General features: G+C 64.1%; 18 protein-coding genes and 1 pseudogene. 8 read left to right on the top strand and 11 right to left on the bottom strand.

What is annotated here, in order from left to right; genetic code table 11:
- Nucleotides 1–37: 37 nt before the first annotated feature.
- From ACDA63_RS06515 to fliF, 7 genes are all read right to left on the bottom strand, one after another.
- The gene (locus tag ACDA63_RS06515) at nucleotides 38–1,156 is read right to left on the bottom strand and encodes a flagellar hook-length control protein FliK (protein ID WP_373662404.1); all 1,119 of its coding nucleotides are present in this window, start codon (nucleotides 1,154–1,156) and stop codon (nucleotides 38–40) included.
- A 98-nt stretch (nucleotides 1,157–1,254) separates the two neighbouring features.
- The gene (locus tag ACDA63_RS06520; RefSeq protein ID WP_373662405.1) at nucleotides 1,255–1,866 is read right to left on the bottom strand and encodes a hypothetical protein; all 612 of its coding nucleotides are present in this window, start codon (nucleotides 1,864–1,866) and stop codon (nucleotides 1,255–1,257) included.
- A gap of 96 nt (nucleotides 1,867–1,962) precedes the next feature.
- Entirely contained in the window at nucleotides 1,963–2,409 is a 447-nt protein-coding gene (gene fliJ, locus ACDA63_RS06525; protein WP_373662406.1) for a flagellar export protein FliJ, read from the bottom strand.
- A 17-nt stretch (nucleotides 2,410–2,426) separates the two neighbouring features.
- Nucleotides 2,427–3,845, bottom strand: coding sequence for a flagellar protein export ATPase FliI (fliI, locus tag ACDA63_RS06530; RefSeq protein WP_373662407.1), 1,419 nt, complete (start codon nucleotides 3,843–3,845; stop codon nucleotides 2,427–2,429).
- Nucleotides 3,838–4,521: a flagellar assembly protein FliH gene (locus ACDA63_RS06535; protein ID WP_373662408.1), complete on the bottom strand. Its 684-nt coding sequence runs from the start codon at nucleotides 4,519–4,521 to the stop codon at nucleotides 3,838–3,840. The genes fliI and ACDA63_RS06535 overlap by 8 nt, the downstream gene beginning before the upstream one ends.
- Nucleotides 4,522–4,593: 72 nt before the next feature.
- Nucleotides 4,594–5,598 (bottom strand): flagellar motor switch protein FliG, encoded by a 1,005-nt coding sequence (gene fliG / locus ACDA63_RS06540; RefSeq protein ID WP_373662409.1) that lies wholly within the window; start codon nucleotides 5,596–5,598, stop codon nucleotides 4,594–4,596.
- Complete coding sequence (gene fliF / locus ACDA63_RS06545; protein ID WP_373662410.1) at nucleotides 5,582–7,273, bottom strand: flagellar basal-body MS-ring/collar protein FliF; 1,692 nt, start codon at nucleotides 7,271–7,273, stop codon at nucleotides 5,582–5,584. Before fliF ends, fliG begins: the two co-directional genes overlap by 17 nt.
- 170 nt (nucleotides 7,274–7,443) lie before the next feature.
- On the opposite strand from fliF, the gene ACDA63_RS06550 reads away from it, so the two are divergent.
- The 3 genes from ACDA63_RS06550 (at nucleotide 7,444) to fliE (ending at nucleotide 10,447) form a co-directional block, all read left to right on the top strand.
- The gene (locus ACDA63_RS06550) at nucleotides 7,444–8,580 is read left to right on the top strand and encodes a PAS domain-containing sensor histidine kinase (protein ID WP_373662411.1); all 1,137 of its coding nucleotides are present in this window, start codon (nucleotides 7,444–7,446) and stop codon (nucleotides 8,578–8,580) included.
- Nucleotides 8,581–8,644: 64 nt separating this feature from the next.
- Complete coding sequence (locus ACDA63_RS06555) at nucleotides 8,645–10,039, top strand: sigma-54-dependent transcriptional regulator (protein WP_373662412.1); 1,395 nt, start codon at nucleotides 8,645–8,647, stop codon at nucleotides 10,037–10,039.
- Between the two features lie 90 nt (nucleotides 10,040–10,129).
- Nucleotides 10,130–10,447: a flagellar hook-basal body complex protein FliE gene (gene fliE, locus ACDA63_RS06560; RefSeq protein WP_373662413.1), complete on the top strand. Its 318-nt coding sequence runs from the start codon at nucleotides 10,130–10,132 to the stop codon at nucleotides 10,445–10,447.
- A 121-nt stretch (nucleotides 10,448–10,568) separates the two neighbouring features.
- Here the strand turns inward: fliE and ACDA63_RS06565 are convergent, their stop codons facing one another.
- A complete protein-coding gene (locus ACDA63_RS06565; protein ID WP_373662414.1) occupies nucleotides 10,569–11,759 on the bottom strand; it encodes a pyridoxal phosphate-dependent aminotransferase in 1,191 nt (396 codons plus the stop codon).
- 71 nt (nucleotides 11,760–11,830) lie between these two features.
- Complete coding sequence (locus tag ACDA63_RS06570; protein WP_373662415.1) at nucleotides 11,831–12,376, bottom strand: flavodoxin domain-containing protein; 546 nt, start codon at nucleotides 12,374–12,376, stop codon at nucleotides 11,831–11,833.
- Between the two features lie 134 nt (nucleotides 12,377–12,510).
- Here ACDA63_RS06570 and ACDA63_RS06575 point away from each other — a divergent pair, with 134 nt between their 5' ends.
- Together ACDA63_RS06575 and ACDA63_RS06580 are read left to right on the top strand one after the other, a co-directional pair.
- Entirely contained in the window at nucleotides 12,511–12,933 is a 423-nt protein-coding gene (locus ACDA63_RS06575) for a ProQ/FINO family protein (RefSeq protein ID WP_373662416.1), read from the top strand.
- A 57-nt stretch (nucleotides 12,934–12,990) separates the two neighbouring features.
- On the top strand, nucleotides 12,991–13,551 hold the full coding sequence (locus ACDA63_RS06580; protein ID WP_373662417.1) for a class I SAM-dependent methyltransferase: 561 nt from the start codon (nucleotides 12,991–12,993) through the stop codon (nucleotides 13,549–13,551).
- Between the two features lie 33 nt (nucleotides 13,552–13,584).
- Here ACDA63_RS06580 and ACDA63_RS06585 read toward each other — a convergent pair whose 3' ends face one another.
- A complete protein-coding gene (locus ACDA63_RS06585; protein WP_373662418.1) occupies nucleotides 13,585–13,854 on the bottom strand; it encodes a metal-sensing transcriptional repressor in 270 nt (89 codons plus the stop codon).
- Between the two features lie 670 nt (nucleotides 13,855–14,524).
- On the opposite strand from ACDA63_RS06585, the pseudogene ACDA63_RS06590 reads away from it, so the two are divergent.
- The 3 genes and pseudogenes from ACDA63_RS06590 to ACDA63_RS06600 form a co-directional block, all read left to right on the top strand.
- Nucleotides 14,525–15,247: pseudogene (locus tag ACDA63_RS06590) on the top strand (carbohydrate porin); the annotation flags it as partial.
- 75 nt (nucleotides 15,248–15,322) lie between these two features.
- Nucleotides 15,323–18,088 (top strand): magnesium-translocating P-type ATPase, encoded by a 2,766-nt coding sequence (mgtA, locus tag ACDA63_RS06595; RefSeq protein WP_373662419.1) that lies wholly within the window; start codon nucleotides 15,323–15,325, stop codon nucleotides 18,086–18,088.
- Between the two features lie 9 nt (nucleotides 18,089–18,097).
- Complete coding sequence (locus tag ACDA63_RS06600; RefSeq protein ID WP_373662420.1) at nucleotides 18,098–18,814, top strand: MgtC/SapB family protein; 717 nt, start codon at nucleotides 18,098–18,100, stop codon at nucleotides 18,812–18,814.
- Nucleotides 18,815–18,870: 56 nt separating this feature from the next.
- On the opposite strand, the gene ACDA63_RS06605 is transcribed toward ACDA63_RS06600, so the two are convergent.
- On the bottom strand, nucleotides 18,871–20,130 hold the full coding sequence (locus tag ACDA63_RS06605; RefSeq protein WP_373662421.1) for a putative Na+/H+ antiporter: 1,260 nt from the start codon (nucleotides 20,128–20,130) through the stop codon (nucleotides 18,871–18,873).
- Nucleotides 20,131–20,245: the final 115 nt, after the last annotated feature.

Here is a 20,245-nt window from a genome sequence, read left to right on the forward strand (position 1 = left end):
TCTCAGGGTGTTGTTTCTCCCCTGAATTGCAGGTCCGTCAGGCGAAGGTGTCGACCAATCCGTTGCCGCTGCGCACGGGCATCTGGCTGCGCACAGTGCCCACTTCCGTCATCGCGGCGCCGCCTTGCGCATAGCCGCTGCCGCCGGTGGTGCGACTGCCTTGCCAGGCGTTCTGCGCTTGCCCCTGCTGGCCGCTCTGGTTGGCGCTCACGTCGGCCTGTCCGAGGTGGATGCCGGCCTGCGCCAGCACTTCACGCAGGCGGGGCATCGAATCGTTCAGCGCGTCGCGTGCGGCATGGCTGGCGGCGACGAAGGTCGCGGTGGCCTGATCGCCGTTCACGTTGAGCGAAACTTCCACGCGGCCCAGCGAGGGCGGCGTCAGCACCAGCGAAGCCTTGCCCGAATCCTGATGGGCGGTCCACACCAGCTTTTGGCCCACGTCCTCGGCCCAGGCGGGGTTGTCGACCGGCGTGTGGACGGTGTGTTGCGGGATATCGGCAGGTCGCGCCGCTTGTGCGGCGGCGTGCTGGTTGGCGGCCGCCTGAGCGGCATGCGCGGCAAAGCCGTTGTCGCCCTCGGGTGTCTGCACTGCGGAATGCGGATTGTCTTCGCGGCCGATGGTGGCCACCGCGTCATCCAGCATGCCGCGCGTTTTGGTGCTTGTCTGGCCGAGTGCTGCGTCGTCGGTCGCCGTCGTATCGGCAACAGTTGCCGCCGGGGCGGCAAGCTTGTCCGGCACGACCACTGGTGTAGCGATCAATGTTGCCGCGTCGGTGTCGGTGGTCAGCGCTTCGCTCTTGTCGTCATCGTTCTCGTCGGCCGGCTTGGTGAGCTTTTCGATGAGCGCCTTGACGGCCGCTAGCGGGTCTTCTTCTTCCGTCGCGCTGGTGTCCGCCTTCATCGCCGCCAAAAGGCGTTCGATGGCCGTGCCGGCCGGAGCAGGTTCTTCTTCGGCTTGAGCGGCCTCCTGCGGGCCGGGAGCCTTGTCCTGAGGGGCTTTTGACGATTGCTGCGCGTTCTGCGGCGTATTGCCGCGCTGGCTCATCACACGCGAAAAACTCTCGGCGGGCGAAGCGGACGACTGGGCGCTGTTTTGCGGTGAAGCGGGTGTCATGGCTTGCAGCGCCTGCACCACGTTCATCGTTACATCGGCCATCGGAGAGTCCTTTCTGAAAAGCGAGTCACACGCCATTCAGCAAAGGCTATGCCAGTTCTGGCAGATTCCGTGGATCAGTGCGGCTCGCAGACAGGCCTCTACAGCACCCCCTCGGCGCGCATGCGTGCGACGAGCGTCTGGGCCAACGAGCTGGCCAGCCGCGATACATCGTCGGGCTCCACGATCTGGCTGGCGGCGGTCCATACGATCTTGCCGGACGACAGGCTCCACAACGTGGTTTCCAGCGTCAGCACCGAGTACTGGTACACGTCCGCCGGAACGGCCGACCATGCTGGGCCGCCATACCAACCGTAGAAACCGGGCCGGTACCAGCCCGGGCCCATGTAGGGGTAGGGCGCCACATCCAGGCGTTGTTCGACGTGGATGATGCGCGTGACCAGCACGCCGTCCGCGCCGCTCTGGGCGAATGCCGCCTGGATCTTGTCGTTCGCGATCGGGCCGTTCTCCGGCAGCATGTTGTACGACACCTGCGCCTGCACGCCTTGCTGTTGCAGGTAATTCGCAAAGTTGTCCTCGAACACGCGTCGCTGCACGTCGCTACGACTGATGGCCATCACCACGACGTGGTGCAGGGCCGGGCCGGTATAGGCGGGATCGCGCCAGACATTGCGCACCGACACCGGCGCACAGGCGGACAGAAACAACACGGCGAGCAAAAAGGGGCGGGCAATCAGGCGCAAGACGGACACGGGAGACTCCGGCGGCACAGCAAGGGGATACAGCGTGAACGCAATTGGCAGGCCCGGCATTCCGGTGCCACCGGCCGGAATTGTAACCCGACCGATTCAGTCGCTTTGGCGGCTGAATTTGTTGCTGGTGTGTTCGTCGTTCTGCCGTTGTTCCTGGCGCGCCATCGCCGAGGCCTCGCGCGCTTCGTCGCGGGCGGCAAGGGTGTCGAAGGCCTTCATGCGATTGCGCTCGGCCATCCATTTTTCCTGGCCCTGTGCCGTCATCTGGCGCGATCGGTCGACCATCAATTGCTGTTGCGCGATGGCGTCGTCGAGCTTGCCCAGGAACGCCGAGTAATTGCGCCATGCGTCCGGGCCGATACCGTCGCGCGCATTGTCGAGAAAGCGCTGGCGATATTCGGCGCGGTACTGCACCAGCATCTGCAAGCGGTCAGCACCGGCCTGTTCCGTGGCCAGCAATTCACCCAGACGACGCGTGGCCTCGTCCACGCGCGTGTGCGCGAGTTCGGTGAGCATCTGGAGCGGCGTCTGTTTAGCGGTCATCGATCAGTTTCCGGTTCTTACAGGCTCTGGCCGAATAGTAAGTGCAGCGCTTGCAGGCTGCTTTCAAAGTCAGCCTGATCCGTGATTTTTTGCTGCAATAAGGCTTCCAGCGCCGGATACGTGCGCACGGCCTCGTCCAACAGCGGGTCGGCGCCTTGCTGGTACGCGCCCACGGCAATCAGGTCGCGCGAACGTTGATAACGCGAGAACAGTTGCTTGAAGCGTCGCACCAGATCGAAATGCCCCGGGCGCACAATGTTGTGCATGACGCGCGAGATCGACTGCTCGATGTCGATGGCAGGGTAGTGCCCCTGATCGGCCAGCGCGCGGGTCAGCACGAAGTGGCCGTCGAGAATCGCACGCGCCGAGTCGGCGATCGGGTCCTGCTGGTCGTCGCCCTCGGCCAGCACGGTATAGAACGCGGTGATCGAACCGCCGCCTTCCGGGCCGTTACCGGCACGCTCGACCAGTGCCGGCAGCCGCGCGAATACCGAGGGCGGATAGCCGCGCGTCACGGGCGGCTCGCCGATCGCGAGTGCGATCTCGCGCTGCGCCATGGCGTAACGGGTGAGCGAATCCATGATCAGCAACACTTGCTTGCCCTGATCGCGGAAGTGCTCCGCAATGGTCGTCGCATAGGCCGCGCCTTGCAGGCGCATCAGCGGGCTCGTATCGGCAGGCGCCGCGACCACGACAGAACGCGCGCGGCCTTCCTCTCCCAGGTTGTGTTCGATGAATTCCTTCACCTCGCGGCCCCGCTCGCCGATCAGCCCGACGACGATGACATCGGCCGTGGTAAAGCGCGCCATCATGCCGATCAGCACCGACTTGCCCACGCCCGAGCCAGCAAATAGCCCGAGGCGCTGGCCGCGCCCGACGGTCAGCAGACCATTGATGGCGCGGATGCCGACGTCAAGGCTATTGGTGATTGGCGCTCGGCCCAGCGGATTGACCGGGCGGCTTTGCAGGGAACGTGTCTGCGGCGCACGCAGCGGGCCGAGTCCGTCGAGCGGGCGGCCTGCGCCGTCGAGTACGCGCCCCAACAATTCGTCGCCCACCGGCAGGTGCTTGGCGCGGTCGGCGGCACGGCGGCGCGGCTCGAATCGCTCGCCCACCTGCGGCAAGAGCGGAGGGGCTTCCAGCGGCACGACTTCGGCGCCCGGCGCCAGGCCCAACACGTCGTCGGTCGGCATCATGAAGAGCTTTTCGCCATTGAAGCCGACCACTTCTGCTTCGACCGTGCCGCCACCCGGCACCAGCACGCGGCAGCCGGAACCCAGCGGCAGCTTGAGGCCCGAGGCCTCCATCACCAGTCCGTTGATGCGCGTGAGCCGGCCGGAAGTCTGGAACGGTGCCGCGTTCTGCGCGACACGCGTGCAATCGGTGAGGTATCTGCGCCAGGCGTCACCAAGGCGCGGCGTGTCGCGCTCAGCCATCTATCCAGTCCGGCGTATGGCGCGCGATGCCTTCGACCACGCGTTGCCAGCGGGTCTGCACCTGCGCATCGAGTTGGCTGCCGCCGGCCTCCAGCAACGCACCCCCGCGCGCGACCGAGTCGTCCTCGACAATGCGCGCCGGTTGACCAGAAGGTTGGTCGGCAAGGTATTGGGAGATGAGTTGCGCGTCAGCAGGATTCACACGCAAGGTTGCCGCCTGCTGGGGCAGTTGGGCCAGCGCTTCGCGGACGACGGCGAGCACGGCCTCGGGCCGCACGGCGAGCGTGTCGCGCACGATCTGGCGGGCCAGTTCGATGGCGAGCGACTGCAATTCGACGGCGACCTCCTGGTCAACCTGCGTCAGTACGTCGTCGAGCGACTGGACCATCTGGTGTAGCTCGGCCGCTTCGCGACGGCCGCGCGCGCTGCCTTCTTCGTAGCCGGAGTCGTAGCCGGCCTTGCGCGCTTCGGCTTCGATGCGCTCGATGTCTTCCAGCGTCGGGAGCGTCACGCCGGGCGCGATCTCCAGCGGCGCTGGTTCTTCAATGATCTGCGGCTCGAGTGTTTCGGGTTCGGTGGCGACCGCCACATCCATCGGCGGCGCATCGAATGCCGAAGGCTCCCAGCGCTGGAACGCGCCGGACGCCTGGTTGCGCGGGATGACGGGAGAATTCATGTCATTGATCCCCGCAGGCGCTGCGGTGTCGTTGCGGGGTGCTGTGCAAGGCGACAATGGAACGACTTCTCATCATACGAAGCTGTCTCCACCGCCTTTGCCACCCAGCATGACCTGACCTTCTTCGGCCAGGCGGCGCGCGACCTTGAGGATGTCTTTCTGCGCGGTTTCCACTTCGGACAGGCGCACAGGCCCGCGCGATTCGAGGTCTTCGCGCAGCATGTCGGCTGCACGGCTCGACATGTTGCGGAAGATTTTCTCGCGCACTTCCGGTGCCGCACCCTTGAGCGCAATGACAAGCTGGTCGGACTGCACTTCGCGCAGGATGACCTGCACGCCGCGGTCGTCGATGTCGAGGATGTTCTCGAACACGAACATCTCGTCGAGGATTTTCTGCGCCAGTTCTGGATCGTATTCGCGCAACTTGTCGAGCATGGCGGTCTCGGCCGCGCTGCCGACGAAGTTGAGGATTTCCGCCGCGTGGCGCGTGCCGCCCATGGCTGCCTTCTTGATCTGCGCCGAACCCGACAGCACGCGCGTGAGCGCTTCGTTCAGCTCGCGTAGCGCTGAAGGCTGCACGCCGTCGAGCGTAGCAATGCGCAACAGCACGTCATTGCGCAGGCGTTCGGGGAACTGCCGCATGATTTCGCCGGCGTGGTCGAACTCAAGGTGCACCAGGATCGTGGCGATGATCTGCGGATGCTCGTTCTTGATGAGGTCGGCGGCGGTGGCCGCGTCCATCCACTTGAGGCTTTCGATGCCAGCCGTATCCGAGCCCTGCAGCACGCGCGAAATCAGATTGGCGGCCCGCTCGTCGCCCAGCGCCTTGGTCAGCATGACGCGGATGGTCTCTTCATCCGGCTGGATGTGCGAGCCGTGCGCGGCGTAAAGCTGCATTTTCTCGACCAGCTTGCCGACGCGTTCGCGCGGGTTGGGCGGTAGCTTAGCCATGGCCGCGCCCAGCTTCTGCACTTCGCGCGGCGACATGTGCTTGAGCACTTCGGCCGCATGATCCGGGCCGAGCGTGAGCAGCAGCAGGGCGGCGTTCTCGACGCCTTCGTTACCTTCCTTCGCCACTGGTGCCTCCTCCCATCCATTCCTTGATCATCTGCGCCACGATCTTCGGGTCCTTCTGGACGATCTCGCGGGCGCGCTCCACCTTGCGTTCGAAGCTCATCTTCGCCAGCTCCGCTTCGAGCACTTCCGGCGGCACGTCGTCCAGATTAGTCTCGTCTTCCTCGTCGTCGACCATCACATCGATCCGCGGCTCTGCATCCACCGGCTCTGGCGGCTTGGGCACCACAGTGCGCACCAGCGGGCGGACCACGCCGAAGTACACCATCAGCGCGGCCAACAGCATCACCAGGTAGCGCGCACCTTCGCGCCCGTATTCGACGTATTCCGGGTCCTTCCAGATCGGCAGGGCCGGTGCCTCGACCTTGGCGGCTTCGGCGAACGCGGCATTGGCGAGGTTGATCGTGTCGCCGCGCGCCTGGCTGTAGCCAACCGCTTCACGCACGAGGTCGCTGATTTTCTTCATCTCGGCATCGGTCAGCGGCGTAGCTTGCAGATTGCCCTTGCCGTCCTTGCCGGTCTTGTAGTTCAGCACCACCGCGACCGACAGCCGACGCACCGCGCCCAGCGAGCGCTTGACGTGTTGCACGGTCTTGTCGAGTTCGTAGTTGGTGGTGGCATTGCGCGATTGCGTCAGCACCACCGGCGCGCTCTGGCTCTGGCCGGGCAGGGGCGGCGTGGTGAGCGGGGCGGTCGCCGGCGTGGGCGGCTGGTTCGACAGCGCGCCGGGCACGCCCATCGCGGGCGGCTGGTTGGTCTGGTTGTCGGCCGTCTGCTGGCTGCGGATCGCCGTGTTCGGGTTGGGGTTGGGCTTGTAGGTTTCGGACGTCTGCTCGGTGGCGTCAAAGTCCACGTCCGCCGTCACCTGCGCGCGGAAGTTGCCGTTGCCCAGCACCGGTTCGAGGATCGTCTGGATGCGCTTGATGTAGCTGGCTTCGACTTCATCGACGTATTCGAGCTGGGTCGGATCGAGCCCCGGCGAGCGCGGATCGCGCTTCTGCGTGAGCAGGTTGCCGTTCTGATCGATGATGCTGACCTGATCGGCCGACAGATCGGGCACGCTGGACGACACCAGATGCAGGATGCCCGCCACCTGCTGGGGTTCGAGACGACGCCCGGCACGCAGCGTCACCACCACCGACGCGCTGGGTTTTTGCTCGTCGCGCAAAAAGGCTGTCTGCTTGGGCATCGCCAGATGGACACGCGCGCCGCCCACGGCCGCGATCGACTGGATCGTGCGCGCCAGCTCACCTTCCAGCGCGCGCTGGTAGTTCACCTGCTCATTGAACTGCGACATGCCGAACTTCTGCGTGTCCATCAATTCAAAACCGACCATGCCGCCCTTGGGCAGACCTTGCGATGCCATCAGCAGGCGCAGCTCATTGGCGCGCTCGCTCGGTACCAGGATCGTGGCGCCGCCGGCTTCCACTTTGTACGGCACGTTCTGCTGCTGAAGCGCAGCCACGATCTGGCCGCCGTCCTTCTCCGCAAGGTTGGAGAAGAGCACCGCGTAATCCGGCTGCTTGCTCCACAGCCACATACCCACCAGCAGGGCGATGGCCACGGCAAGCGCCACGCCACCCGCCAGCTTCTGGCGCTGCGTGAGCTTGTTCAGATTGTCGGTGATCGCCTGCCACGGTGAAGGTGGCGGAGCGGTGAGGGCGTCGTCGGCGGCCATGCTCGTGTCCAGTAGAGGCTACGGTCCCATTTCGGATGGACGCATTCTGAGCGCGGCACGGCTCGCGCGAGCCGGCAATAAGCGGCAAGTTTTGCCGGCTAATCCGGCCTCGGCCAGCGCATGGGCGGGCATAAAGTGCCATCCATCGCAAATGGCCCTGGCTAGCCATCATGAACGCACCCCTAACGCCGCCGCTGGATGCCGCTGGACTGGCCGAAGCCTTCCAGGTCTTCGCTCGCGCCTCGGAAGAGCTGACTCAGGCCTATGGCGGCCTGCAGCAGCAGGTCGGCGTCCTGACCGAACGGCTTGACCTGTTGCTTGAAGCGCTGCCCGCCGGCGTGGTCGTGCTCGACAACCATGGTCGCGTCGAGCAGATCAACAAGGCTGCCAGCGCCATGCTGGGTAGCGCACTGGTCGGCAGCGATTGGCAGCCATTTGCCGCACGCATGCTGGTCGCCAGCGATACGCCGGGTGAATGGGAGCTTGCTTCGGCGGAAGCCGAATGCCGTGTGTCGATTTCGGAAACCGCGCTGGATCGCTCAGGCGGCCGCATCGTATTGCTGCACGACGTGACCGAAGCCTGGCGCATGCGCCGCGCCGCGGCGCGCAATGAACGCCTGGCCGCCATGGGCGAGATGGTCGCCGGGCTCGCACACCAATTGCGTACGCCACTGGCCTCGGCCCTGTTGTACACCGGGCACCTTGCCAATACGCAACTGGCCGCCACGCAGCGCGCGGACGTTGCCGGCCGCGCGGTAGAACGCCTGCGCCACCTCGAACGGCTGATCCAAGACATGTTGATCTTCGCCCGTGGCGAGGCACTTGGCCGCGAAGCCTTCGGCATCTGCGAGCTGATCGCCGAGCTGCGTCACACCATCGAACCCGTGGCCGCACGCGGCGGCGTGGTGTTCGACACCGACTGCGCGGCAGGCACCGAGCAAGTCTTCGGGAATCGCAAAGAGATCGCCGCCGCACTCACCAACCTGCTTGAGAACGCATTGCAGGTGCTGGGCGAGGGCGGTCGTGTGCTGCTGGCCGCCGATCTCGACGGCGAAGCGGTGCGATTCCGCGTGCGCGACGACGGCCGTGGCATCGAGCCGGCCATGCAGGACCGCCTCTTTGAACCTTTCTTCACCACGCGCGCGGACGGCACCGGTCTTGGACTGGCCATCGCGCGCGGTGTGGCGCGTGCGCACGGTGGCGACATCGCGCTGTGGTCCGAGCCCGGCGTGGGGAGTGAGTTCACGTTCTCGCTGCCGCTCATCGTGCAGAACGAAGTGGCCAGAACTGAGGAGCTTGCCGCATGAGCACGCCGGCCAATCCGAATGAACCCAGCGCGCATGCACCGCGCCCCTGCGAACAGGACCTGACATGATCGAAACGCTCAACATTCTGGTGGTCGACGACGACGCGGCACTGCGCGACGCGATCGAACTGATCCTCAGCTCGGCCGGCCACCGCGTCACGCTTGCCGCCAGTGGGCCAGAAGCTTTGCAGACGCTCGACGGCGCGCACTTCAATCTGGTCATCAGCGATCTGCGCATGGACCCGATGGACGGGCTCGAACTGCTCGGCCAGATCCGCGCGCGCCACAGGCATCTGCCAGTGCTGCTGATGACCGCTTTCGGCGACGTCGACAAGGCCGTGGCCGCCATGCGCGGCGGTGCGTGCGAATTCCTGATGAAGCCGTTCGAAGCCGACGTGTTGCTGGAAAACGTGCGCCGCCACGCGCGCGTCACGCCGACGCAGGACGACATGGTGGCCGAAGACCCGCGCACGCGCGCCGTGCTGGCACTGGCCGCCAAAGTCGCGCAAACGGATGCAACGGTGCTGCTGACAGGCGAATCCGGCACCGGCAAGGAAGTTTTCGCGCGCTACATCCACCAGCATTCCCGTCGCAAGAGCGGGCCGTTCGTGGCGATCAATTGCGCGGCGATCCCCGAAAACCTTCTCGAAGCCACGCTGTTCGGTTTTGAGAAGGGCAGCTTTACCGGGGCGCAGACTTCACAGGCCGGCAAATTCGAGCAAGCACAGGGCGGCACCATTCTGCTCGACGAAATTTCCGAAATGCCGCTCGGTCTGCAAGCCAAGATGCTGCGCGTGCTACAGGAACGCGAAGTCGAACGCGTCGGCGGCAAGAAGGCGATTCCGCTCGACATCCGCGTGCTGGCCACCAGCAACCGCGACATGCTGCGCGAAGTGCAGGGCGGACGCTTCCGCGAAGACTTGTACTACCGTCTGAATGTGTTCCCCCTGGCGATCCCGAGCCTGCGCGAGCGGCCGGGCGACGTGCTTGCGCTGGCGGCCCATTTTGTCGGTCGGCACGGCGAACGGATCGGCAAAACGGCAAGAATTGCCGGCGAAGCGGCGGCAGTTCTTGCCGGTTGGCGCTGGCCCGGCAACGTGCGCGAACTGGAAAACACTGTGCAACGCGCGCTGATATTGGCCAGCGGCGACACCATGACGGCCGACGACGTGCGCATGTGCCTGCCGGACTGGACGCCCGATGGCGCCGTCGCCGCGCCTTTCGCCGCCATCGCGCCCGCTGCACCGGCCATGGACTTCCAGCCCGCTGCAATGTCCATCGCCATGCCGCAAGCAGAGGACAAGCCAGCCAGCATGCGTGATCTGGAGCGCGTCCACATCCTCGAAACCCTGCGCGCCGTGGGCGGCTCGCGCAAGAAGGCCGTCGAGCGGCTGGGCATTTCGGAGCGCACGCTGCGCTACAAATTGCAGCAGTACCGTGAAGAGGGCGTGGTCATCTGAACGCAGACAGGTACGGGGATTGCTTTAGCCTTCAGCAAAAGCATCGCCTGCCGTAAGTAGAGTCAGGCACCGACAAGGCACAGAACACATATGGACACCAGCGCAATCGATCAGATGCTCGGCCACTTGCGCGCCGCCAGCGACCTGGCGGCAGGCAAGAGCTCGGCTGCGCCGGCCGCAGGCGGAGCGGACTTCGGGCAGGCACTGCAAACCGCGCTCAAGGACGTCAGCGCCGCGCAGCAAAGCGCCCAGCAGATGTCGCAGGACTTCTCCACCGGCACGTCGGAGGTCAACCTGCAGGACGTGATGATCAACCTTCAAAAGGCCAACCTCTCGTTCCAGCAGATGGTTCAGGTGCGCAACAAGCTTGTGAACGCGTACCAGGACATCATGAATATGCAGGTCTGAGCAATCCAGCACATTGCGCGCAGGGCGACCTGCGAAATCACCGCCGCCCATGGGCGGCATGCTTTGTTCCCTTATCGGGAATCATCGACAGCGTTTGTCATGATCGGCCGGGCGTGAGCGCTTATGCGCCGCGTTCCTCTTGCAGCCGGCGCATGAAGCGCCCGAGCCGTTCGATGGCCTCGCTTAATTGCTCGGTGGAGGCTGCATATGACAACCGCACGTGCGCATCCGCCCCACAATCGCCAAAGTCGCGTCCCGGCGTGAGCGCCACATGCGCCTCGTGCAGCGCACGTTCGCAGAATTGCCATGCCGTCAGCCCCGTGCCGCGCACGTCGAAATACACGTAGAACGCGCCGTCGGGTGGCACCGGCACCGGCAGGCCGATGCGCGCCAGTCCATCGAGTACCAATGCCCGGCGGCGGGCGAACTCTTGCCGGCGTGCTTCGCACACGGCGAGGGATTCTGGCGTAAAGCACGTCAGCGCGGCCATCTGCGCCAGCGTGGACGGGCAGATGAAGTAGTTCTGCGCCAGCCGTTCCATGACCGGCACCAGGGCTTCGGGCACGACGCACCAGCCCAGGCGCCAGCCTGTCATGCCGAAATACTTGGAGAAACTGTTGATGACGAAGGCGTCATCGTCGACGGCCAGCACTGTCTGCGGTGCACGCCCATGGGCGTCGGGGTCGCCGAGATTCAGGTAGATCTCATCGACGATGCGGAAGGCGTCGTGCGCGCGCGCCCAATCGCAGATGGCGGCCAGTTCGGCCGGCAATATCGACGTTCCCGTCGGGTTGGAAGGTGTGGCGATCATCAGGCCGCGCGTGCGCTCGCTCCAGTGCGTGCGTACCGCTTCCGCGCTCAGCTGATAGCGGGTCGACGCGTCGGTGGGCAGTAGTTTGACGTCGGCGCCGAAACTGGCGAGGAACTGGCGGTTGCATGGGTACGAGGGGTCGCCCACGATGACTTCGTCGCCTTCATCGACCAGCGCCGCTGCCGCCAACAGTAATGCGCCGGACGCACCTGCGGTGACGACCACCCGGGACGGATCGATCTCCACTCCATGCATCTGACGGTAAAAGCCGGCAATCGCATCGCGCAGCTCCGGCAGTCCGAGCGCGGCGGTGTACGCCAGCGGACGACCGTCCATGATCGTGCGCATCGTTTCGATCACTGCGGGCGGCGCGCCGAAATCTGGTTCGCCGATGTTGAGCTTGATGAGTGCATGCCCCTCGGCTTCAAGAGCAGCGGCGCGCTTGCCGAACTCCATCGCGTAGAACGGCGCGACGTTTTGTGCGCGTTGCGAGACTTTCATGATGACCTTCTGTGAATCTGCCGCCGTCGGCGGCGTCGCTCATTATTGAACCACGCGCCACCGCGTAGCGGTCAATGTGGCGCAGATCCGAGCACATCGGCCAGGCGATCCGAAAAACGCTCGACCTGCCCCCAGTCGGTGTAGTCGAGGACCGATACACCATCGCTCGGCCCGCCGGTGAGTTTCATGATGAGACGGATCATCTGGCGATCGAACCAGCGGCAGCGCATGTAGTCGAGCCGCCCACCGAAGGCCTCGGCGAGCAGGGGGCGCAGACCGCTCTGCGCCATGGCGCGGCGCAGGTAGGGATTGTCCCGGGCGGAGCGACGGTCCGGGCGACGGGCGCTCAGGCACACGACGGCCAGGGCGGCCGGATGTTGCGGCGTCATCGCCAGACGCTGCAATGCTGCGCGAGCGGCCGGCAGCAAGCGCCCATAACGCACCGCCGCAACAACGAGCACGGGCCCGTCAGGCAATGGCGGCGGCACGGAACCGAGTTCTTCGGTTTGCGTCCGGATGCCGAGCGCCTGCAAGCGCGTGGCCATCCGTTGTGCGATTTCGGCGGAGCGGCCATCGAACGTGGCCACCCAAAGGGTGAGGGCAGGCTGGACAGACATGGCGCCCGATTCTAGCCGACCGGGCGCCGTGCCGAGGATGATGGCCCTGGCTCCGGCACAAAAGGTGCGGTGCGCCGCATCGCCCTGGCTCCGGTACACTGGCGCTCTCTTTGTGACTCTTCGGGACATGCACCGTGGCAGATGTTTCATCCCCCTCCGCAACGACTTTGTTGAAGGAACTACGAACGGAGTTCAAGGCCATCCGCGAATACTTGCCCCTGGCCATCGGGATCGACAAGCAGTTGCTGGAGATCCATCCGGAGATCGACCGCAAGAAATTGCGTGCCGCGTTGGGCATGCATACGCGCTCGTTCCGTTACATGAAGGGCCTGCAGGACGGCACGCAGCGCTTTGACCTCAATGGCGAACCCGTGGGGGAGGTGAGCGCAGAACAGCGCGCACTGGCAAGCAAGGAATTGTCGCAACGCCTCCAGAAGATCAAGGAAGAGCGCAAGGCAGCGCAGCTCGCACAGAAGGCTGCGGAAAAGAGCGCCCGCGTGGAACGCGAGCGTGCCGAGAAGCTCAGTCAGCTGGTCAGCAAGTTCTCGCGCAAATAGCGACATCCGAAGGGCACGGGGCGCTGCCCCGTCGTCATTGCGACAGACTGCAAACCCATGCAATCAAACCCGATCGAGACCGTCGAAAGCTCCGCCGCCCGCGTTGCCCTGTGGCGCGCATTGCATGTTGAAGTCGACGCCCCGCCTCATGTGCTCGACGACAGCATCGGACTGCGGCTGGTCGCGCCGGATGACGACTGGCGCAAGCGCCCCGACATGCATCCGGAAGGTACGAGGCTGTTTCGTGCGTCCATCGTAGGACGGGCCCGGTTCATCGAGGATCTGGTCGTCGAGCGCGCACAGCAGGGCGTCGATCAATACGTGATCCTTGGTGCCGGACTCGACAGTTTTGCCCAGCGCAAACCCGCCGTCGCGGATGCTGTGAAGGTGTTCGAGATCGACCAGCCGGGTCCGCAGGCGTGGAAGCGTCGGCGTCTGGGCGAGCTCGATCTTCCCGCGCCGCATTTCGTAGCGGTCGATTTCGAAGCCAATGACGATTGGTGGGAGCGCCTTGCCGCAGCAGGGTTCGATGCGGGCAAGCCAGTCGTCGTGGCAGCCAGCGGCGTGAGCATGTACCTGACGGGGTCGTCTCAGAAAACGGAAAATAAAGCACGTTAAGCAGCCAAAGAGGTTGAATGGCTTGGATGGGCGCTACAGGTACTTGGTGATTTCCTTGAACTCGCGGATCGTCTCATCCGCGTTCGCTCCGCCTTCGCGCACCGAGCCTTCAAGACAGTGCTCGATGTGATCGTGGACAAGGGTTCGCTTGGCGCTGCTGATAGCTTTCTCGACAGCCTGGAGTTGCTGTGCGATTTCCAGACAGCCCCTGCCTTCCTCCAGCATTCCCAGAATGCTCTTGAGGTGGCCGTGGGCGCGCTTGAGCCGCTTGACCACATCCGGGTGGGTGGTGTGTGTCGTCATAGTTCCGTCATCCTATCCCCCCGGAGGGGATGTTGTCATCTGTTTTTGGGTGGGTTACAATTCCGTCCGTTTCAACTTCGGAGTTCCTCCTGTGGACAGTCCTAGTAGTCGATCTTGCATCGACCACACACAGGCAAGGTAATCGCGAGTTCCCCATCTCGCCACTGCCTTGCCGACTTGGCGGGTAGTGGCATCAGGCAGCCGGTTCTCGGCTGCTTTCAGCTACTTCCCTTTTGATCGTTTGAGTGCTGCCGCGCCCGTGGCGGCACAGATTCGGCCGTGCGGTCTTGCGCAACGGCCGGGGAGTACGCATGCGTTTTGAATTCATCGCTGCGCGCCGTCTGGCGCGCTTTCAGGGCGTGGCCGCACTGGCCACAGCCTTCTTGCCCGCTATCGGTCACGCCGAGGCCCCCGAAGCGGAGGACTGGAACGCCAAGTTCCAGGCCACCTACGTCTGGCAGGACAAGCGGCCGTTCTCGGCCGCCTACTCCGGCCCCAACAGCCTGACGACCAACAAGGAACGCAGCTATTCCTTCACGGCGACTGCCATGCTGGGCTGGCGGCCGTGGGCGGGCGGTGAGCTGTACTTCAATCCCGAGGCGGCGCAGGGTGTGCCGCTGTCCAACTTGACCGGGCTGGGGCCTACGACTACGCAGCCGATGCGCGTGGCTACTCGTGGGGCGTTGCCTTGGAGTGGTATCACGACGACTGGACGGTGCGTGCAGGCCGCTTCGTCCAGCCCAAGGAACCGAACCAGCAGGCTCTCGATCCGCACATCTTCCAGCACTACGGCGACCAGATCGAGGTCGAGCATGCCCACACCCTCGGCGGTCAGCCGGGCAAGCTGCGCCTGCTCGCCTTCCGCAATCGCGCCAAGATGTCGCGCTTCCAAGACGCGCTCGACCTGGCTGCGCGCACGGGTAGCACGCCAAGCATCGACGACGTGCGTACCGGGGAGCAGGTCAAGCAAGGTTTCGGCCTCAACCTTGAACAGGCCATATCGGATGACGTGGGAATCTTCGGCCGTGCAAGCTGGGCGGATGGCAAGACCGAAACCTATGCCTTCACCGAAATCGACCGCTCAATGTCCGGTGGTGTGCTGGTCAAAGGCCGCTCATGGGGGCGCGGGCAAGACAGCTTCGGCGTGGCGTTGGCGCGCAACGGCCTTTCCAAGGTACACCGTGACTACCTGGCCGTCGGCGGCATGGGCTTTTTCATCGGCGATGGCCGCCTGAACTACCGCCCCGAAACCGTGTTCGAGGCCTTCTACAACCTGAATCTGACCAAGGCGGCGTGGATCACGCTGGATTGGCAACGCATCCGCAACCCGGCCTACAACGCCGACCGAGGCCCTGCCAACGTCGCGTCCGTGCGCCTACATACGGAGTTTTGAGAAAACACCATGGACTGTCCGTCTCGACAGCCACCCTCCTGACGCGCTCGGGATGGTGGCGACAAGGAGAAAAATATGAACTTCACCATCCTGAAAGAATTCTTCGCGGGGTTCCTTCGCACCCGCCACATCGCCCGGCACTTCCGCCGCCTGGCACTGCTGGACACCCTGGCACAGACCGGCGTCAGCCGGGAGGTGCCCGCTGCTTTGACCAAGACCTTGGTCGAAGCAGCCACCAGCGACACCGAAGCACTGCTCAAGCAGCTTGACAGCCACAGCGACGGCCTGTCCGAAGCGCAAGCCGAGGCGATACGCGCCTGCGTCGGCCTCAATGAGGTTGAACACGAAAAGCCCCTGCCGTGGTGGATGCACTTGTGGCACTGCTACCGCAACCCCTTCAACCTGCTGCTGACACTGCTAGCCGCCATCTCCTACCTCACCGAGGACATGAAGGCCGCACTGGTCATCGGCACGATGGTGGTGCTCTCCACCCTGCTGCGCTTCTGGCAGGAAGGCAAGTCCAACAAGGCCGCCGACGCGCTCAAGGCCATGGTCAGCAACACGGCCACCGTCATTCGCCGCGACGTGTCCGAGGATGCCGCCCCGGAAGCCGAGAATTTCTTTGGCGTGCATCTGCACGTCAAGGCGGCACGGCGTGTCGAACTGCCGATCAAGCTGCTGGTGCCGGGCGATTTGATCGTGCTGTCGGCGGGCGACATGATCCCGGCCGACTGCCGCGTGCTCGGCGCCAAGGACTTGTTCGTGGCGCAGGCCGCCATGACCGGCGAGTCCATGCCGGTGGAGAAGTTCGCCACCCAGCGCGATGCCAAGGCGATCAACCCGATGGAACTGGACAACATCCTGTTCATGGGCACTAACGTGGTGTCGGGCTCTGCCACGGCCGTCGTGTTGGGCACTGGCAATGGCACCTACTTCGGCGCACTGGCCAGCCGCGTCACGGCTACCGACCGCGCTCCGACCTCGTTCCAGTCGGGCGTGAACAAGGTGAGCTGGCTGCTGATCCGCTTCATGTTCGTGATGTCGCCGCTGGTGCTCTTCATCAACGGCTTCACCAAGGGCGACTGGATGGAGGCGTTGCTCTTCGCGCTGTCCATCGCCGTGGGCCTGACGCCCGAGATGCTGCCGATGATCGTGACCTCGACCTTGGCCAAGGGCGCGGTGTTCCTTTCGCGCAAGAAAGTAATTGTCAAGCGTCTGGACGCGATCCAGAACTTCGGCGCGATGGACGTGCTGTGCACTGACAAGACCGGCACGCTGACGCAAGACAAGATTTTCCTGGCACGGCACGTCGATGTCTGGGGTGAAGAATCCGACGATGTGCTGGAGATGGCCTACCTCAACAGCTACTACCAGACCGGCCTCAAGAACCTGCTGGACGTGGCCGTGCTGGAGCACGCCGAGGTGCACCGCGAGCTGGAGCCTGCGAAGAACTTTCGCAAGGTCGATGAAATCCCGTTCGACTTCAACCGCCGCCGCATGTCGGTGGTGGTGGCCGAGCACGACGCGCACCACCTGCTCATCACCAAGGGCGCGGTGGAGGAAATCCTGGCCGTGTGCACGCAGGTGCGCCACGGCGAGGCGGTCGAGCCGTTGACACCCGAGCTGCTGGCGCGCATCCGCGTGGTGACGGCCGACCTCAACGAGGAGGGCCTGCGCGTGGTCGCTGTGGCCGCCAAGGAAGGGCTACCGACGCAGGACACTTACAGCCTCGCCGACGAACGCGAGCTGATCTTGGTCGGCTACGTCGCCTTCCTTGATCCGCCGAAGGACTCCACGGCCCCAGCGCTCAAGGCCTTGGCCGAGCATGGGGTCGCGGTCAAGGTACTGACCGGCGACAACGAGCTGGTGACGGCAAAAATTTGCCGTGAGGTGGGTTTGGAGCAGCAAGGCATCCTGCTGGGTAGCGACATTGAGCGCATGAGCGACAAGGTGCTCGCCGAGGCCGTGGAGAGCCACAACGTCTTTGCCAAGCTGACGCCCTCGCACAAGGAGCGGATCGTGCGCCTCTTGAAGGCCAACGGGCACGTGGTCGGGTTCATGGGCGACGGCATCAACGATGCCCCGGCGCTGCGCACGGCCGACATCGGCATCTCGGTCGATACGGCGGTGGACATTGCCAAGGAAGCGGCCGACATCATCCTGCTGGAAAAGAGCCTGATGGTCTTGGAGGAAGGCGTGCTGGAGGGCCGCCGCACCTTCGCCAACATGCTCAAGTACATCAAGATGACGGCCAGCTCTAACTTCGGCAACGTGTTCTCGGTGCTGGTGGCGTCGGCCTTCATCCCGTTCTTGCCGATGCTGCCGATGCACCTCCTGGTGCAGAACCTCTTGTACGACATCTCGCAGATCGCCATCCCGTTTGACAACGTGGACGAGGAGCTGCTGCGCGAGCCGCAGCGGTGGCAGCCGGGCGATCTCGGCCGCTTCATGGTGTTCTTCGGCCCGATCAGCTCGGTGTTCGACATCACGACCTTCGTCATGATGTGGTTCGTGTTCGGCGCGCAGACGCCCGAGCAGCAGACGCTGTTCCAGTCTGGCTGGTTCATCGTCGGCCTGCTGACGCAGACCTTGGTGGTGCACATGATCCGCACGCCCAAGCTGCCATTCATCCAGAGCCGCGCTGCGATGCCCTTGATGGTGATGACCGCCATCATCATGGCAGTGGGCATCTTCCTGCCGATGGGGCCGCTGGCGCACTACTTCAAGCTGCAAGCCCTGCCGCCGCTGTACTTCGCGTTGCTGCCGCTGATCGTGCTGGCCTACATGGGGCTGACGCAGGCCATGAAAGGCATCTACCGCCGCCGTTGGGGCTGGCAATAAGGAACGCATATGGTTGCACTGCAAAGCATCAATCTGGCGTCGCTGCTCGACACTCTGGTAAGCCTGACCACGGCCTTCGTGCTGGGCGGGCTGATCGGTCTGGAGCGGCAGTATCGGCAGCGCACGGCTGGGCTGCGTACCAACGTACTCGTAGCTGTGGGTGCGGCCGTGTTCGTCGATATGGCGAACCGGCTGGGCGGGCATGAAGGGGCGGTGCATGTCGTCGCCTATGTGGTGTCCGGCATCGGCTTCTTGGGTGCCGGGGTCATCATGCGCGAGGAAGGCAATGTGCGTGGGCTCAACACCGCCGCGACGCTATGGGGTTCGGCCGCCGTGGGCGCGGCGGCCGGGGCCGACCTGATCCTCGAAGCGGTGCTGGCCACGCTCTTTGTGCTCGCCGCCAACACCCTGCTTCGGCCCATCGTCAACACGATCAATCGCAAGCCGCTGGACGTGGAGTCGGTCGAGGTGACGAACACGGTCTATGTGATTGCCGAACGCGCGCATCAGAAGATGGTCATGGCCCAGCTCGAAGAAGAGCTGGAGCGCGGCAACTATCCCACGCGTGACCTCGATCTCCATGCGTTCGGGCAGGAGGAGATCGAGATCGAGGCGACCTTGGCGGCCACCTCGGTCGATGGCGACGAACTGGATGCCTTGGTGCAGCGGCTCGCTGCTCTACCGGCCGTCCGGCAGGCGTTTTGGAGTCCGAGTACGACCGAGTGAGCATCGGATGCCAAGACTCATGGATAAAAGGGCACGCGACGTGCCACATTTCGCGCTCATAGCAGGCGGAACAGTAGCGCAGCGATGAGGGTGGGCGGCAAAGCCGCCAGCAACAGCCCCACTGGATGCACGGATTCCTCGTCGAAATGCCCGCGCAAGATCGCAATGCCCGCCGGGTTTGGCGCATTGGCGATGATGGTCAAGCCGCCGCCCGTGACTGCGCCTGCGACCAGCGCGTACTTGAAGCCATCGGAGAGTCCTTCGACCAGCGAGCCGAGATACGTCAGCGCTGCGTTGTCGGTGAAGGCCGTCAGGATTGCCGCGCCGAAGAACACCTGATCGCTGCTCATGCTCATCAGAACTGGTTGCAACCACCATTGCTGCTGTCCGCCTAAAACTACCAGTCCTGCCAGGAAGAACGCGACCAACAACCCTTCGCGCAGGATCAAGCGATCCTGATGACGCTGATAGGCATGCGCTACCCCGAGGAAGAACAGGAACAAGCCCAGGAACATCGCCGGATGGTGTGCGAACACCACGATCCCGGCGAGAAAGGCCAAATGCACCAACACCAAGATCAGCGGCACGGGTTCGCTGGAGCCATGAGCGCCTGTCGCTGACAGTTGGCCCAACTCCTTGCGGAAAAGCAGCGTTGCACCCAAGGCGTTGATGACGACCGCAAGCGCGGCTTTCCAGCCGAAAGCCGCCATCATGAACGAGGTGTCCCACTGCCATTTGGCAGCGACCATCAACACGGGCGGCGCAGCAAACGGCGTCAAGGTGCCGCCGATGGAGATGTTGACAAACAGCACGCCGAGGGTGGCGTACTTCAAGCGCGACGAAATGCCGTTTGCAAAGATACGCTCGGAGAGAATCAGCGCGGCAAGCGTCATCGCTGCCGGTTCGGTGATGAACGACCCAAGCAGCGGAGTCAACGCCAGAATGGTGAAGTAAAAGCCCATGCTGCCCGGCAAGGGAATGGCCCGCGCCAGCAGGCGTACTGCCGCCATCGCGGTTTGCAGGATTGGCCGGGTTCCAGCGACCACCATGATCGCAAAGACGAACATCGGTTCGGTGAAATTGCGGGAATCGACGTAGTGGGTCGCCGTCTTCGCGCCGTCCGTGACAAACATCGCCACGACCAGCACCAAAGCCCAAAAGCCGAACACCACCTCGACCTCGCCCAGCAAATGCCACACACCGGCATGGGCCGGACGGGTATGCGCCAAGTGCTCGAAGAACTTGGTGGCGAAGGTATGCAGGATGGCAACCGCGAACAGGGCTGCGCCGATCAATTCGATGGTGGATGGATTCATGCCTGCTCCCAGCGTGTCAGATTGAGGCATACCCTAACAGCACGTCAGGGCAATGCAGTTTAATGCGTCAGAATAGGGTTAAATTTTACATTGATTGACACACGCCGCCAAGAGT

The sequence above is a fragment of the Uliginosibacterium sp. sgz301328 genome (genome assembly GCF_041807905.1).
In the GTDB taxonomy this organism is placed as follows: domain Bacteria; phylum Pseudomonadota; class Gammaproteobacteria; order Burkholderiales; family Rhodocyclaceae; genus JBGVSA01.